This is a genomic window from Lysinibacillus sp. NPDC096418 (assembly GCF_044762775.1).
In the GTDB taxonomy this organism is placed as follows: Bacteria; Bacillota; Bacilli; order Bacillales_A; family Planococcaceae; genus Lysinibacillus.
Genome location: NZ_JBIWEY010000005.1, coordinates 160,035 through 175,762, shown reverse-complemented (window position 1 = coordinate 175,762; position 15,728 = coordinate 160,035). Strand labels below are relative to the sequence as shown.

General features: G+C 35.2%; 14 protein-coding genes and 1 other RNA gene. 12 read left to right on the top strand and 3 right to left on the bottom strand.

The features are described from left to right. Window positions 1-119: 119 nt before the first annotated feature. On the bottom strand, window positions 120-1,775 hold the full coding sequence (locus ACIQZG_RS07280; protein WP_402754503.1) for an alkaline phosphatase: 1,656 nt from the start codon (window positions 1,773-1,775) through the stop codon (window positions 120-122). 863 nt (window positions 1,776-2,638) lie between these two features. Between ACIQZG_RS07280 and ACIQZG_RS07275 the strand changes: the two genes are divergently transcribed. The 4 genes from ACIQZG_RS07275 to ACIQZG_RS07260 all read left to right on the top strand — a co-directional run bounded on the left by ACIQZG_RS07275 (window position 2,639) and on the right by ACIQZG_RS07260 (window position 5,265). Continuing rightward, entirely contained in the window at window positions 2,639-2,887 is a 249-nt protein-coding gene (locus ACIQZG_RS07275) for a DUF1413 domain-containing protein (protein ID WP_402754502.1), read from the top strand. Window positions 2,888-3,571: 684 nt separating this feature from the next. After that, window positions 3,572-3,880 carry a hypothetical protein gene (locus ACIQZG_RS07270; RefSeq protein ID WP_402754501.1) on the top strand — a complete coding sequence of 103 codons (309 nt, stop codon included), beginning with the start codon at window positions 3,572-3,574 and terminating at the stop codon, window positions 3,878-3,880. Between the two features lie 146 nt (window positions 3,881-4,026). Continuing rightward, on the top strand, window positions 4,027-4,779 hold the full coding sequence (locus ACIQZG_RS07265) for an SDR family NAD(P)-dependent oxidoreductase (protein WP_402754500.1): 753 nt from the start codon (window positions 4,027-4,029) through the stop codon (window positions 4,777-4,779). Between the two features lie 177 nt (window positions 4,780-4,956). Further along, entirely contained in the window at window positions 4,957-5,265 is a 309-nt protein-coding gene (locus ACIQZG_RS07260) for a hypothetical protein (protein ID WP_402754499.1), read from the top strand. Window positions 5,266-5,444: 179 nt separating this feature from the next. On the opposite strand, the gene ACIQZG_RS07255 is transcribed toward ACIQZG_RS07260, so the two are convergent. After that, on the bottom strand, window positions 5,445-6,656 hold the full coding sequence (locus tag ACIQZG_RS07255) for a transglutaminase domain-containing protein (protein WP_402754498.1): 1,212 nt from the start codon (window positions 6,654-6,656) through the stop codon (window positions 5,445-5,447). A gap of 190 nt (window positions 6,657-6,846) precedes the next feature. Between ACIQZG_RS07255 and secG the strand changes: the two genes are divergently transcribed. The 5 genes from secG (at window position 6,847) to ssrA (ending at window position 12,256) form a co-directional block, all read left to right on the top strand. Then, the gene (gene secG / locus ACIQZG_RS07250) at window positions 6,847-7,074 is read left to right on the top strand and encodes a preprotein translocase subunit SecG (RefSeq protein WP_402754497.1); all 228 of its coding nucleotides are present in this window, start codon (window positions 6,847-6,849) and stop codon (window positions 7,072-7,074) included. 223 nt (window positions 7,075-7,297) lie between these two features. Next, window positions 7,298-8,044: an alpha/beta hydrolase gene (locus ACIQZG_RS07245; protein WP_402754496.1), complete on the top strand. Its 747-nt coding sequence runs from the start codon at window positions 7,298-7,300 to the stop codon at window positions 8,042-8,044. Window positions 8,045-8,085: 41 nt separating this feature from the next. Further along, window positions 8,086-10,533, top strand: coding sequence for a ribonuclease R (rnr, locus tag ACIQZG_RS07240; protein ID WP_402754495.1), 2,448 nt, complete (start codon window positions 8,086-8,088; stop codon window positions 10,531-10,533). A 54-nt stretch (window positions 10,534-10,587) separates the two neighbouring features. Next, the gene (gene smpB, locus ACIQZG_RS07235) at window positions 10,588-11,055 is read left to right on the top strand and encodes an SsrA-binding protein SmpB (RefSeq protein WP_402754494.1); all 468 of its coding nucleotides are present in this window, start codon (window positions 10,588-10,590) and stop codon (window positions 11,053-11,055) included. Between the two features lie 845 nt (window positions 11,056-11,900). Then, window positions 11,901-12,256: a transfer-messenger RNA gene (ssrA, locus tag ACIQZG_RS07230) on the top strand. A gap of 443 nt (window positions 12,257-12,699) precedes the next feature. Here the strand turns inward: ssrA and ACIQZG_RS07225 are convergent. Beyond that, window positions 12,700-12,930, bottom strand: coding sequence for a DUF4236 domain-containing protein (locus ACIQZG_RS07225; RefSeq protein WP_402754493.1), 231 nt, complete (start codon window positions 12,928-12,930; stop codon window positions 12,700-12,702). 149 nt (window positions 12,931-13,079) lie between these two features. Here ACIQZG_RS07225 and ACIQZG_RS07220 point away from each other — a divergent pair, with 149 nt between their 5' ends. The 3 genes from ACIQZG_RS07220 (at window position 13,080) to ACIQZG_RS07210 (ending at window position 15,718) form a co-directional block, all read left to right on the top strand. Next, window positions 13,080-14,111: a YHYH domain-containing protein gene (locus ACIQZG_RS07220; protein WP_402754492.1), complete on the top strand. Its 1,032-nt coding sequence runs from the start codon at window positions 13,080-13,082 to the stop codon at window positions 14,109-14,111. Then, window positions 14,101-14,718, top strand: coding sequence for a hypothetical protein (locus tag ACIQZG_RS07215; RefSeq protein WP_402754491.1), 618 nt, complete (start codon window positions 14,101-14,103; stop codon window positions 14,716-14,718). The genes ACIQZG_RS07220 and ACIQZG_RS07215 overlap by 11 nt, the downstream gene beginning before the upstream one ends. Window positions 14,719-14,845: 127 nt before the next feature. Continuing rightward, window positions 14,846-15,718: an HNH endonuclease gene (locus tag ACIQZG_RS07210; RefSeq protein ID WP_402754490.1), complete on the top strand. Its 873-nt coding sequence runs from the start codon at window positions 14,846-14,848 to the stop codon at window positions 15,716-15,718. The last annotated feature ends 10 nt before the right edge of the window (window positions 15,719-15,728 follow it).

Here is a 15,728-nt window from a genome sequence, read left to right as displayed (position 1 = left end):
GTCCGTCCTTTAATCTTGAAAGTCTAGTATATAAAAAATACCGGCAGTTAGCACACTCTTTTTCAAGTGTCCTAACTACAGGTACCATATTATATCTCAGCTTAGACTCGCTCTTATTTTTATTTTATAGTGTTTAATACTTTTTTTGAAATGTAGAAATCAGAGCCGTTATAGACATTTATTGTATCGAATTTGTAAGTTTCTGTTACTGATTTATTATTATCCATCGTTATTTCATATGTGACACTATTTTTATTGACAGGAATCGAATATTTGCGATTTCCTTTTTGAGCGATGAATGTAGGATTTTCTTTATCAGTTACATCAATTTTAGTTGTGAAGCCTTTTTCCGTTAACACTTTAGTAGCGGGCACATATAAATCATTTGTTAGCTGGCTCAAATCAAAATCCATAAATTTAGCCATTGAATGCGCTAAATCTGTATTTTCCACGAGGCCAGTTATTTTGGAAGGGCCGTAAGAGTATAAGAACACATCTTCACCTGTATGTCCTCCAGTTGTAAAGCCAATGTTCGCACGATTTGCGAGCATTTTTACCATTTCACTGCCTATGTCTTTGGCTGATTTTAATGTTGCAAGTTCTTCCTCAGTTAAATTATCTAAACCGTAAAGTGCTGCTACTTCGACGAGGTTTGATTTATCTGTTTTTAATTTGCTAAGGGCACCTTCAATGGTCATCGTTGCTTTTTTCAACGGATCAATATAAGCAGAAACAGGGATACTAGAATACGTATTTGTTGTATTGGCATTACCCATTGTAATCCCACTGTTTCCGTGATCTGTAACAGCAATCACCATTGTATTACCATCTTCTTTTGCAAAATCAATTGCTTCTTTGACAGCATCGTCAAACGATAAAATATCACTGATCATACCAATTGTATCGTTGGCATGTGCTGCCCAATCGACCTTACTTCCTTCCACAAATAAGAAGAAACCGTCCTTGTCTTTTTTCAATGTATCAATTGCTTTCCCTGTCATTTCAGCAAGTGTAGGCTCATTGTTTGCTGTCGCTTTACGATCAAAATCGTAAGCAAGTGCACTTGGTGCAAAACTTCCCCAAAGTTTATCTGACTGACTTTTTAATAGTTCATCACGTGTTTTCACAAGTTCGTACTTTTTGTCTTCAAGAACAGAGATTAAGTTTTCACCATCTTTACGGGCATTTTTTGTTGTTCCTGGAGTTAATGATTCAAGTCCTCCACCTAAAACAACATCAATATTTTGGTAAACTTGTTGTTCAGCAATGTCGTCGTATTGGCTTCTATTTTTAACATGTGCAGAAAAACCTGCAGGTGTTGCATGTTGGATTTCTGAAGTTGAAATAATGCCTGTTGCTTTGCCTTTCTGTTTAGCGCCTTCTAAAACATTTGCTACAGGTTTGAAAGCATCTTCTTTTGCAATCTGTTCAAGTCCTGGTGAGTTTATAGTGGAAGGTAAAACTCCGACATATTTATCATTTGATTTATGACCAGTTGCCAATGCTGTTGCTGCTGGGGCAGAGTCAGTAATCGCAGATTCTGCAGAATACGTACGCATAGCACCTGTTAAAATTTCATCCATTGCTAGGCTTTCGCCTTTATACCAACGCGAAAGTGTGATGGCATTATTGCTACTTCCATCCATGACAAGCATAATAACATTTGTTGGTTTTTTTATTACCTCTGCTTTTACCTCTGGTTGTGCAAAGCTAAGAGATGAGAGTGTGATGGCACTTGCTAAAGCGAATGAACTCCATTTTTTCGAAAGTTTCATGATTTGCCTCCTTATAATTGAAATCATATTAAGTTTAATGGAGGAATGTGAAGGTATTATTAAATAGGAATTAATGATTTATAGCATTTGTGTTAATAATAGGTATATTTGGATTGGAGAGTAGTTTCATAGGCGTTTGAAATTGATTTTGCGATTGGGGAAGATACACTCAGTTTTTCTACCTATATAAGTAGTATCTTTCATAAAAGTCGAATTATACGCACGGTCAGGGAGATGAGGCGTGTTGATTGTTTAAATAATTGTCAATCAACACGCCTGATTTTTTATCGTTAATTTATTGTTCTATAGCATTCAAGCTTATTGTCAGTTTTGTTAGCTCAGCATTGTTTTGGTCATTAGTAAACTCAGCTTGGAAGTATAAATTGTCATCTTCAAAAATTGCATAGTAGACGACATCTTTTGGGCTTTCAAATCTTTCAAAAGATGAAATTGTGATTTTTCGTATATATATTTCAGACTACGTCATAATATTTTTTTTGATGTAAATGTTCATTTTTTTGTTAACTTTTGGTTGTGTTTTGTTCGAGTTATAATTATTTTGTAATCAATTTTAAAAAGGTGGCTAGAGATCATCCCAGTCTTTTAACGCAATATGGACCAAGGTCATACTTTCGTATGAAAGAAGAAGGTTTTTAAAATTAGGAAACATATGTAAAATCATGATCGTAAAAGGGTGTTTATCCCAATTATCTTATTTAGCATGTTTTATTTTGGTTATTTAGAGGAATAGTAATATTGTTAAATTAAGAGAAAAAAGCATCTTATAAAATCAATAGTTGCGTTTCCCGCGAATTTTTAACGAAAGCGTCTAATTGATAATTATGTAGAAGAGAGGGACTTTTATGATGAATCAAGAAAAATTAGTAGCACATGTGAAAAATCAAATTATTAACCATGTGAGTGCTGAAGACGGTGAATTTACTGTCAAAGATTTATTTGACGGTATTACATGGAAAAGACTTTCAATCGGGGATCGCAGTTCTCTAGGATTAAGAATTTTAAATGAAGCTAAATATGGTGATTTTAAAAATCATATTGAAGTCTTAAAGAAAAATTCAGCAAATCAGCAACTATATAAAAAAGCGAATTAATCCAGAGAAAAATGCAGTGACAACTAGGTGAAAACTTTTGTTGTTACTGCATTTTATTTATTCTAGTTTCATCTACATATGACCAATAGAACTGATAAAACTCGTCTGATTTCTGTTCGTCTACTAGAGTCGGTCCGTAACCCATTGCCCGTTTATACTTCCTACTACCATAATTTCCCGAAGACTATATTATAGTCCTACCCACCTGAAAAATTCTAACTAGGACTGCCATATACAAGAAGAGTTTTATTTGTTACGTAAGTTAAATAATGTAAATTTATGTTAAGGTATATATAAATAGGGTGGAACTAACGAATATTAGGATTTTAGATCTTGTTTACTTCAGTTCTTTTATCTATTTGCCTATTGCTATTTCATTACTAAGTATTTGGGGTTTATTTTGGGTATTCAAGAATATGAGAAAGCTATATGTTGCTCCATTGGTTCTTGTGAAATTTAGGTATCATTACGCATTTTGTTGGTTTGAAGTTAGTTAGGCGGATCTTAGCTTAAATATTAATTAAAGATTCAAATAGGAAAGGAAACAATTTATTTATGAATGATGTTCATCTTAAACTACTGGGGAACAAAAGTTTAAAATCCAAATGAAAAATTAAAAGTAGCTTTTCTTATTGAGCATGAATCGGATTAGTTCAACAAGTTTTTATGAAAGGAGGATGGCAGTTGAAAAAAATTACTAACACTCATTTAGCAATTTTAACAACCGTGTGTATTCTAATTTCTGTTATTTATAGTTTAATTGTCAATGAACCAATATATAAACTTACATTATTTTTCCACGCTGCGACTGTGATGATGTCTATCATTACTTTAGCGATTCATTTTATTGCTTTAAAAGAGAATAAAGAGAATAAAAAACTATTATTATTTAGTCTTGTAGTACCAATCGCCACCATAATATATTTTACTATCGGTTTTTATATGTATTTTGTGCTTTGTTACAATAACGCTACTAACGGCTGCGCTAATTAAAGATTGTGGGTGGTGTAGGCTAACAAAATATGTTCCATGGTGTCTAAAAAAAAACACTGAATTAAGCATAATTAAACCTTCTTCAAAAGGTTTAATTATGTGAAATGTAGAATTACTATTAAAACCATTTTGTTAGGAGGAAAGCTATGCATACCTTATCAGGAAAGGTTATTCTCATTACTGGCGCAAGCTCAGGTATTGGGCTAGCGACGGCCGAGTTGATGGCATCCAAAGGAGCTAAAGTAATTCTTAATTATAATTCAAATGTGAAGGGGGCAATGGAAGCTGTCCAACGTATTCAAGAAAAAGATGGAGACGCCATTGCAATTCAAGCGGATGTTACCAATAAAGAAGAAGTGATGCTGATGGTTGAACAAACTATTTCTTCATTTGGCACAATTGATGTTTTAGTTAATAACGCTGGTGGTGGCATCCGCCAAAGTACATTTATGGATATGAGTGAAGAGCTATGGGAAGAAACGTTCAAATTAAATGTAAATAGTGTACTCTTTTGCTCTCAAGCAGTATTAAGATATATGATTCCGAAAAAAAGTGGCAAAATTATTAATGTATCTTCATCGGCTGCACGTATTGGAGGGGCAGGAGAAAGTATTCATTACGCATCTACTAAAGGGGCAATCAATACTATGACGATTGGTATGTCGAGAGAGCTAATTGAGTATGGAATTATCGTGAATGGGGTAGCACCTGGAATAGTAGAAACACCTTTTCATGATAAATTTGCTCCTGGCGATAATCGACTTGATCGTATGGCTTCATCTGTCCCTATTAAACGGGCTGCATCACCTATGGAAATAGCAGAGGTAATCGCCTTCCTTTCTTCCAATGCTTCAGATTATATCCTAGGAGAAATTATAAATGTCAGTGGTGGAAGGTGATTTTAAAAAGAGAACGCTATTAGGGATTTTTGATTAATAAAGTAGATTATCGGTATATCTTCTATACCTGTCCGTTTTTTGATTGAACTTATAGCGCGGGTTAGTGCAAGAAGAAATTTTAATATATAAGATTAAATTAAATTTAGAGAATCGATTAATCGGGAGTGAGCATTTCAAATGCAAGAAATATTAAAAAGTTTTATGGACGATCCGTGGTGGATGATTTCGAAAAGTATGTCAGAATCCTTAAATGGGGAGTTAGAAAAAGAACTTTCACCAAAACATATTCTTTACGGAAAAGAAACTGTAGCAGTTGCTAGAAGAGAAGATAAGGATGACGTTATTTATTGGATTAATAAGCTTAATAAATATGCAGTGGTTCATTTAACATATTCAAAAGAAACTTCAAGTAAATTCCCTATTACAACACTATTTACATTAAGTGAATTAGAAGAATACTGTAAGCGTGTTTCAAAATCTTACTAAACAAACAATTACCAATGTATTTTAGTTGAAGATTTGGTTTGTGAAATATAAAAAAAGAGTTAATTTCTAAGTGCTTTTGTAGATTATGTTGTCCCTCAATATTTTGTTTAGCAACAATTTATCTGAACACAATTATAAAAAATACTCCCTCCATACTAAGTATAGAAGGAGCTGTCTAGTTATAGCGATTCTTCGTGAGCTTCACCATCAATTGTTTCATAGTAAAGTGTGCCGTTGTTGATGAACAAGTTTAAAACCTCTTCTTCTAGTAAAACTTCTTCGGAACCGTCTTCAATATATATTTTTGTTAAGTAACCAGCATTATCGTAATCACTACAATAAATCGACTTGTCGTTAACGGCTAAATAGTAGCAAGCTGTTTCTGTAATTTGTTTGTTAGTATTATTCGATAAATTATACGCATAGACTGTCGCGTCACTTATACTATTGTAGTAAATGACATCATCCAAGGTATCTGCATACCACATATCATGCATGAAGGTAAAAGCATTACCTGTAGCTGCCTTGTAATTTTCGGTTACCCAGTAATGATCGTTACTTAATTGGGTATCATTTAATAAAAAATATTCGTATGAAATGGCATATTGTTCATTCGCTTCGGCATCATTCCAAGTGGTATCGACATGGTACCATGCATCGTCCACCTTTACTAAATTCCATGCATGCAGTTGGTCACCACTATAGCCGTACACATATTCAGTTTCGAGACCTGCTGCTTTAAAGAGACGATACGTTAACAGTGCATAAGCCTGACAAACAGCCGTTTCATCCGTAATGAGTTCGTAAACTGTTTGACCCTCAGTTACGCCTTTATCTGTATATGTAGCAAGCTGTACAACATAGTCATTGATTATTTTTGCACGCTCGAAATCACTCATGTTTTCTGTAATAAACGTACTTTTAAAGCTTTCTATATGTGTATTAACTGCAGTCTCTTTTATGGCATCTGTTAAATAGGTAATCGTCAATTCAATGATAAACCCTTTATTTGTTTCCTCAGAAGCCCATTCATATTGAAGAAAGTAGCCTGCAGTATAAGGATCTACATAAGAGAGTAAGCTAGGTAAATCATTTAATTGCACCTCGAAATCAGCCCATTCTAAAGTGCCCGTATACATTACTTCAAAAGTCTTCTCAAATTTTGCAATATGTTTTTCTACGTCTTTCGTAAATTGAAGTAATGCAGGGTCTTCGTCAAATAGTGTTGTAGAAAAGAGGTTAGCTGTTGGAAGGGAAGGGGAAATCTTTTTGCTTTCAGGTTGCTTTTGTTCTTCTACTTCATATTTCTTTTGAGGTACTACAACAGCATCAGAACAGGCAGAAAGAATCAATGTAAGACTGAGCAGCGGAAGAAAAAGTGCCTTTCTCAAAATTCGTAACCTCCATACATACTATTTATATCATTGTATAAAATTGGAGTGCGGAATAGAAATTGTTTTTCAAATTTATGTAAGGTGAGTGGCGGTAATGTGGTTTTTGGGATTCCTACATTGTCACAGTACCCACTTTTTGTTATAATGTAGTGTGTTGTGATGTTTCAAAGTTCGGGAGGTGCAGTAGATGCATACAGTAGTATTAGTTTCATTAATCGTCGTATCATTAGCATTGATTGTTGTTGTATTACTTCAATCTGGTAAAAGTGCAGGCTTGTCAGGTGCCATCTCGGGTGGGGCTGAGCAACTATTTGGTAAACAAAAAGCTCGTGGTATGGATTTAATCCTTCACCGTGTGACAATTGTATTAGCAGTATTATTCTTCATTCTAGCAATCGCTATTACGAAAATCTAATAGTTGAAGATGTATCGCCTAACCAAGTATGGTTGGGCGTTTTCTTTTATTTGGGGTCATCTACATAACATAGGGGTGATTTCTGTTCTGCCCAGACTCCACTCCAATCAACTAGTTACTTGAAATCAATATACTTATTAACTCAAATATTATCCCCTATTTTTGGTGATGAGTCCTGATTTGGGTATAATAGAGATAAGCTTTTGATGAAGGAGGGCGTGCTATGAATAAATCATTATCGCAGCCATTTTTCTTTCAAGCAGGTTCACGAGCGGTTTTACTATTACATGGATTTACAGGTAGTTCTGCAGATGTGCGCATGCTTGGTCGATATTTAGAAAAAAAGGGGTATACTACGTTAGCACCTCACTATAAAGGTCACGGTGTGGAACCAGAAGAACTTATTACAACAAGTCCAGCAGATTGGTGGTTGGACGTACAAAATGCTTACCAACAATTAAAAGATGAGGGCTATCAAGAAATTGCCGTAGCGGGACTGTCGCTTGGCGGTGTGATGGCGTTGAATATCGCGGCAAATTATCCGGTCAAAGGTATTATTACGATGTGTTCACCAATGACGATGCGTACAACAGACATTATGTTTGAAGGCGTACTGAAATATGCACAAGACTATAAAAAGTTTGAAGGTAAAGAACAATCGCAAATTGACGCAGAGGTAGCGTTAATTGCGGAAAAGGGAATGCCTTCATTGCCACAGCTTCGTGAATTTATTGCACAGACACGCAAAGAAATCGATATGATTTATGCGCCGATTTTGGTCGTGCAAGCAACAAATGACGAGGTTATTGATACAGATTCTGCCAATATTATATATAATGAAATAGAGTCACTTGAAAAGTATATCAAGTGGTATGAAAACTCAAGACATGTTATAACATTAGATCAAGAAAAAGATCAATTACATGAAGATATTTATCGTTTTTTAGAGGGCCTAAATTGGGTAGACTAAAGAATAACATATAGATTTTCAGTAAGAAGGAGGTAAAATTTATGATAAACAATAAAGATCCACTCCAAAGTCGATTACTCGATTTTTTTGGTGAAGAAGAATATAACCCATTAACGGTTGGTGAAATCGAGGAAGAGTTTGGCTTTGAGGACGCAGATGAATTTAAAGAACTAGTGAAAATACTAGTACGTATGGAAGGTCAAGGCTTAGTCGTTCGTTCTCGTTCGAATCGCTATGGCTTACCTGAGCGTATGAATTTACTGCGTGGTAAGTTTATCGGGCACGCAAAGGGCTTCGGTTTCGTGACACCTGATGTGGAAGGAATGGATGATGTATTTATTCCACCACATGAAGTGAACGGTGCGATTAATGGGGATACGGTTTTGATTCGTGTATTAAAAGAATCATTTGGTGATCGCCGCGAAGGTACTATTACGAAAGTTGTGGAGCGCGGGCAAACAAAATTTGTCGGTACTTTCCAAGCAAATCGTGGCTTCGGCTTCGTTGTTTTAGATGATAAAAAATTGCCAATGGATATTTTCATTGCAAAAGGTGATACGTTAGGTGCTGTTGATGGGCATAAGGTAGTGGTAGAAATCGCTACGTGGCCAGAAGATTTAAAATCTGCAACAGGCTATATTACGAAAATTTTAGGACATAAAAATGATCCTGGTGTAGATATCCTATCTATTTTATATAAACACGATATTCCGCCAGAGTTCCCTAGTGAAGTAATCTCTGCTGCACAACAAGTGCCAGATGAAATTACAGAAGCAGATTTAAAAGATCGTCGTGATTTACGTCACGAAACGATTGTGACAATTGACGGTGCAGATGCCAAGGACTTAGATGACGCTGTAACCGTAACGAAAAATGTAGATGGCACATATAAACTTGGCGTACATATCGCAGATGTAAGTTACTATGTAACACAGGGCTCAGTCCTTGATATTGAAGCGTATGATCGTGCGACAAGTGTGTATTTAACAGACCGTGTAATCCCAATGATTCCACACCGCCTATCAAATGGTATTTGTTCGTTAAATCCACAAGTAGATCGTTTAACGTTATCATGTGAAATGATTATCGATGAAAACGGTAATGTTATCTCTCATGAAATTTTTCAAAGTGTTATTAAAACAACGGAACGTATGACATATAGAGACGTGTACAAGATTTTAGAAGAGCAGGATGAGGAGCTTATTGAGCGTTATAAGGCACTTGTACCGATGTTCAAAGACATGGCAGAGCTTTCTAACATTTTGCGTAATAAACGTACATTGCGTGGCGCGATTGACTTTGATTTTAAAGAATCAAAAGTAATTGTTAATGAGGACGGCTGGCCAGTAGATATCGAACTACGTGAACGGACTGTGGCTGAGAAGTTAATTGAAGACTTCATGTTAGTAGCCAACGAAACAGTTGCTGAACATTTCCATTGGATGAACGTGCCGTTTATTTATCGTATTCACGAAGATCCTAAGCCAGAAAAGCTACAACGCTTCTTTGAGTTTGTCACGAACTTCGGTATTTTAATTAAAGGTACGGGGAATACGATTCATCCAAAGGCACTTCAAGATGTGTTAAAAGCAATCGAAGGCATGCCAGAAGAGCCAGTCATTTCTACGATGTTGCTGCGTTCGATGCAACAAGCGAAGTACTACCCTGAAAGTATTGGACACTTTGGTTTGTCGACAGATTTCTATACACATTTCACATCGCCAATTCGTCGTTATCCTGACTTAATCGTACACCGATTAATCCGCACGTATTTAGTGAACAAGGATACTTCGCAAGAAACGATTACACAGTGGAGCATGGCAATGGATGAAATTGCAGATCATACTTCAGAACGTGAGCGTCGTGCAGTGGATGCAGAACGTGATACAGATGCATTGAAAAAAGCACAGTATATGTCTGATAAAATCGGTGAGGAGTTTGAGGGGATTGTCTCTTCTGTTACAAACTTCGGTATGTTCATTGAGCTACCAAATACGATTGAAGGACTTGTGCATATTAGTAATATGACAGATGATTATTACCGCTTTGATGATCGTCAAATGATTATGATTGGGGAGCGTACAAATCGTCAATTCCGTATTGGCGATGAAGTGAAAGTACGTGTTGCTAATGTTATTATAGAAGAATCATCAATCGACTTTGAAATTGTTGGTATGGTGACGTCTTATGGTCGCACACGCAAAGATACACCGAAAGTCATTCATACGCGTAAAAACTATAGCGACAGCAAAGGCGGTCGTGGTAATCGCACTGAGAGAGCTAGAGATGGTAGAGGACGACGCACTGATGATGAAAAAGGGCGTAGTGATACATCTAAAAGAGGGGAACGTCGTGAAAGCGACCGCGATCCACGTGGCCGTCGTAAAGATGGCTCTAGCCCTGGAGCGAAAAAAGGCGTGAAACAAAAACAAAAGTTTTACGAGGGCATCGCCAAAAAAGGCAAAAAGAAAAAATCAAAACGTAAATAATTATGGAATGGGTAGGCGATGTCCTACCCTACCTTTGAGTAGAGGGTGAGCATAATGGCAAAAGGCGCAGGAAGAGTATTAGCACAAAACAAGAAAGCTGGACATGACTACTTTATTGAAGAAACGATTGAAGCGGGTATGGTCTTAACGGGTACAGAGATCAAGTCGATTCGTACAGGTAAGGTCCAGCTAAAGGATTCGTACGTCCGAATTAGTAACGGTGAAGCATGGATTAGTAATATGCATGTCAGCCCATTCGAACAGGGAAATCGTTTCAACCATGATCCGCTACGTCAGCGTAAACTACTGTTGCATAAAAAACAAATCGGCGAACTAGTGGGTGCTGTAAAACGTGATGGCTATACAATCGTGCCATTGAAAATGTACATTAAAGATGGCTATGCGAAACTACTAATTGGCGTAGGTAAGGGTAAAAAAGATTACGATAAACGTAATGATATGCGTAAAAAAGAAGCAAAACGCGAAATGGAACGTGTATTTAAAGCGAAAAATCAAGTCTAAGATATACTCTATATAATAGAAAAAACTCACCATTTTTGTGGTGAGTTTTTTGTTGTGAGTCCTGAATAATGTAGGCTATCGTTGAAAAAAGCGGTGAGTGCTGAAAAACAACACAGTATAGAGCCGTTTTTGCTACTCTGATAACTTTTTAAAATAAAATAATAGAACTAAAGTTATATATATTTTCTGGTGAAATAGCCTTTTAAAGTGGTAAGTTCGCTCAGAAAATTGTACTTTTGAAGACTATTTTCTTTGATTTTTAAAGCAGCGCGCTCTTAAATATTGTTCCGTTGACTTATAAACTTCACTAAGTTTTTCTTATACTTAGAGTAAAGAGCTAGATGAAGTGAGTTTTTTAATCGCATATCAATTCTTATAAGGATGAAAAAAATATCGAGTTTATTCAAGTTCTCAATTTTGATATACGACATAATTTTATATAAGTGTCATATCGAGTCTTTAGACCTTGTTTGTCACTTATTTAAATTTAAGTTGTATATCGATTTTGACAAATGCGCTTTTGGTCGCTAAAGAAATTAGTTTAATATTTTTTCTTACCAAGAAAAAGAAAGAGTTCTCTTGATTTCGTCTGACTTAGAATTTATGCAAATGTTTTGCAAGAGTTGATTTTAGTATCGAGGCGATATTTTGATACTGTTTAATTTGTATGGAAATCAATTTTTGCACTGGAAAAATCAGTGCACTTGAAGAAATAGCAGTATTGTTTTATAATAAGTTATAGTCATTGCCAGATTACATGGAAGTGAATTACGTACTTCCACCGTACTAGAAGAAATTCTAGCTCTTTGTTTGGACGAGGCCACGTTGCTTCGTATCATAATCAAGGGGACGTTACGGATTCGACAGGGATGGTTCAAGCTTTGGTCGCGCGTCGGAGGTCTCGGCTCCGTCATCAACGGAAGTTATATAATAACTGGCAAACAACAAAACTTAGCTTTCGCAGCGTAAGCTCGTAAGCGCTCTGCCTATGCATCGCCCATGTGCATAACGTAGGGCCCAACTTTAGTGGGATACGGTCGGTGGTGCCACCTGAGTCACCGGCAAGAGATTTCCAGGTTAGCGTACAGGACGCCTGTTTGTCGGCATAATGCTACGTGAATTGCGAATAGGCAAACTACACGCGTAGAAGCTAAAGTATTGGAGTCTTTGGACGCGGGTTCGACTCCCGCCGTCTCCATACATAGTATTTAGTAGTAGAATTGCTGTTAAATGTGACGTAAAGCATAAATTTTCCGTTTGGAAAGTTTATGCTTTATTTTTTTTGCGGAAATTATATGGTTGATTTTAATGAATAGCCTTATTATCCATCTATTGAAATTTCCGTTATCAACTGTTTATACAGACTAAACTAAATTTCAAAATTAATATAATAGTTGATTTATTAGATATGGTGATTCAGGAATCGCTGAGTCTCAAGAAGTTTCTGAAGATCTATTAACTTATATGTTCAAATTTTTTCTTATTCCACAAACGGATCATATTATTGAATAACAACCTTTTATGATATGTTACCAAACGACGCTTTGGTAATGTTAAACTTTAATTACACGAGGGGGCGAAAAAATGGATTATACTAAAATCTATAATGAGGAACTGATTGCCTTAGTAAAAGAGAAAATAAAGTCAGTCGGTGAAATTAAAGCGGTGAAGTGTTTGATCTTTTGTTTTATAGTTTTTTGAGGATGTATATGAAAAACCAGTCCCTGGTATACCCACAGTTGTTGTAGATCTACCTCTGCTGTTAACACTATAGCGCAAACCTTTGCCACCAATACTTATACCTGTACTCTTACTTCCGATATTAAGTCTTTCTCCAGGTGCTATCTTTAAACTTTTACGAAATCGTAATCCCATACTATTTCCCTCACTTTATGAAACAATTTAAATATTACACTTATCATAATATATAAGTAATTATATGAAAATGTATACTTAAATGGTAGCATTATACAATCGTTCTGTGCTATAAGTAATAAGTATGTAATTTACAAGGAGAGGAAAATATGAAAAAAAGGATAGTTTTAGTGACTAGTTTATGTGGAATTTTATTAGTACCGAATTTTGCAGATGCTCATCCAGGAAGAACGGATTCTAATGGAGGACATACATGTAGAACGAACTGTGAAAAATGGGGGTTAGAGTACGGAGAGTATCATTTCCATAATGGAGGTCGTTCCAGTGGTGGATCATCTGGTAGATATAGTTCACCTACACCCAAACCAGAGCCAGTAATTGATGAAAATCAAGTACAAGCAGACAAATATTTTACATCAGCAAACACATACTTCACCAATGGAAAATATGAAGAGGCATTAGCTGAAGCTGAGAAAATATATCCTTTAAACAGAAATATTAACAAGGCAAATGATCTTGTGAATAAATCATTGGAATCCTTATTTAAGAAAGCAGAATTAGAATTTGCAGCCAAAGAATATTACGATGCAAAAAATAATTTAACTTACATTTTTGAGGGCTATGCACACGCTAATTCTCAAATAAAGCAAAAAGCAAAGAGTTTTTTCGAAAAGATAGTTAAAGAAGAAGAGTTCCAAAACAATCTTTCTAAAGCAACAGAGGCTAAAGGGAATAAGAACTATGATGACGCTATTTCGATATTAAACGAGTTAAAAAAGGAAAATAAATCTACGACAGTATCAACTTTATATAATGACACTGTTAAAGAACTACAAAATGAAGCTGACATCTCGTTTGACAAGAAAGATTACAAAATGGCAAAATCCCACTATCAATTGTTGAACAATATTATTACTGATTTAACATTAAAATCACAATATACTACAAGAATCGAACTCATGCAGGATGAGGAGTTAATACAAAAGATGCTCGGTATCGATAAAGAGGATATAGAGAAAAACTCACTTTTTGAGCACCTTATCGTAGAAGAAAACGAAACTCCATATAACAAAGTAACAATACAGACACTGACTAATCTACTAAAGCCAAAGGAACTTGATTTTATTTTCGATATTAATATAAAGGAATTATTTAAAGGGGTAAACAAAAATGCAAGCTAATGTAGTTAAAAAAACAAGGTATTTTGAGACAACTTGGTTTATGTGGATTTCGTTAATAATCTTTCCACCTTTAGGCTTGATTTTACTATGGAGACAAGGAAGGTATTCAAAAAAGAAAAGAATCACCATTTCTATTGTGGCGTTGGTATATTTTGTACTACCCATTATAATAAGTACTACTGTAAAATTACCTTTATTTAATGACCATAGTGAACTTGTTTCAGCATTTAATATCTCGAAGAAAGAGTTAAATGTGTCAAATGAGATTATGAAAGTGTCGAAAAATGGTAATGTGAAAACATTTAAGATAGATGAAGATATTACACTAATTGAAAATTTAGATGAAAATGGCCAAATCCATGAATTAATTATGATTGGACAAGGAGAAGGTATCGACATAACAACCAGTTTAGCATTATTAGTAGGAATGACGAATACCGAATTAAGTAATGTTGAAATAGGTGACGTATTAAAAGAATTAAGGTTTTTTGATAAAGACTTTAAATACGATAAAAATGAAACTGAGTTAGAAGTCAATACAATTAGATATAACTTAAAATATGACCAAACTCAAGGAGTTATCTTTAGTATTTCTAAAGTAAATTAAGTACTCTTGCTCTACCGAAAATGGTAGAGCTTTTTTATTTTCATTTGAATAATCCAACAAAATATACCTTATCAGTTATGGGGTTTGTTATGATTATTGTATCAAATGGGGAATATAGGTGAATTGAATGAATGGGTATATTGGTGTTACATCTAGAGATTGGTTTCATTTTTTGGCTGAAATAAACTATAGAGATAAAATAAATTTTTGGCGTAAAAATACTAATCAGTTCAAAGTTTTAGAAGTTGGTGAGCCATTTTTCTTTTTGGTGAAAAATGAAAAGGGAATCAAGACAGAACGTGCAGTGCTTGGGATGGCTACTTTTGAACGATTTGAAGTGAATTCTGTTGAGCAAGCTTGGAATACATATACGCAAGGGAATGGAGATCCTAATAAGGAAAGTTTCACAAGCAGAATGCAAGAAATGTTTCATACAACAGAAACTCAAAGCCAAATAGGTTGTATTATTCTTTCTAATTTTAAAGTTTTTGATCGACCAGTTTTGCTAAGTCAACTTCAAATTGATTTTCAAAATAGTGTTGTATCTGGAAAGGGAATAACCGAGCATGAGGTGGAAATAATTCAAAAGTATGCCTTTAAATCATTTAGCTCAGTTGTGAAAGAGCTCAGCGAAGTATATGAAGTTGGTTTCTCGGAAGATGATGAGAGCTTTCCGGAAGGCAAGCAAGTGCTAAAGGAACATTTATCTCGTGAACGAAATCAACGGGTTATTCAATTATCAAAAGCGAAATTTAAAGAGCAGCACGGAAATTTGTATTGCCAAGTATGTGGTTTTGATTTTGAAAATACATATGGACCACTTGGTGAGGATTACATAGAAGGTCATCATACAAAGCCAGTGTCAGAAATGGTGGATGGTGAAGAAACGAAAATAGAAGATATTGCGATAGTTTGTGCGAATTGTCATCGAATGTTACATAGGAAAAGACCGTGGCTAAGTATTCAAGAATTAAGCAAGTTGTTGAATGATAATAATTAAGGATGATGTA

Excerpts from the sequence above, each read along its gene's own strand:
- rnr (WP_402754495.1), top strand. The coding sequence starts at position 8,086 with ATGATAAACAATAAAGATCCACTCCAAAGTCGATTACTCGATTTTTTT.
- ACIQZG_RS07245 (WP_402754496.1), top strand. The coding sequence starts at position 7,298 with ATGAATAAATCATTATCGCAGCCATTTTTCTTTCAAGCAGGTTCACGA.
- ACIQZG_RS07280 (WP_402754503.1), bottom strand. The coding sequence starts at position 1,775 with ATGAAACTTTCGAAAAAATGGAGTTCATTCGCTTTAGCAAGTGCCATC.
- ACIQZG_RS07215 (WP_402754491.1), top strand. The coding sequence starts at position 14,101 with ATGCAAGCTAATGTAGTTAAAAAAACAAGGTATTTTGAGACAACTTGG.
- ACIQZG_RS07275 (WP_402754502.1), top strand. The coding sequence starts at position 2,639 with ATGATGAATCAAGAAAAATTAGTAGCACATGTGAAAAATCAAATTATT.
- smpB (WP_402754494.1), top strand. The coding sequence starts at position 10,588 with ATGGCAAAAGGCGCAGGAAGAGTATTAGCACAAAACAAGAAAGCTGGA.
- secG (WP_402754497.1), top strand. The coding sequence starts at position 6,847 with ATGCATACAGTAGTATTAGTTTCATTAATCGTCGTATCATTAGCATTG.
- ACIQZG_RS07265 (WP_402754500.1), top strand. The coding sequence starts at position 4,027 with ATGCATACCTTATCAGGAAAGGTTATTCTCATTACTGGCGCAAGCTCA.
- ACIQZG_RS07225 (WP_402754493.1), bottom strand. The coding sequence starts at position 12,930 with ATGGGATTACGATTTCGTAAAAGTTTAAAGATAGCACCTGGAGAAAGA.
- ACIQZG_RS07220 (WP_402754492.1), top strand. The coding sequence starts at position 13,080 with ATGAAAAAAAGGATAGTTTTAGTGACTAGTTTATGTGGAATTTTATTA.
- ACIQZG_RS07210 (WP_402754490.1), top strand. The coding sequence starts at position 14,846 with ATGAATGGGTATATTGGTGTTACATCTAGAGATTGGTTTCATTTTTTG.
- ACIQZG_RS07260 (WP_402754499.1), top strand. The coding sequence starts at position 4,957 with ATGCAAGAAATATTAAAAAGTTTTATGGACGATCCGTGGTGGATGATT.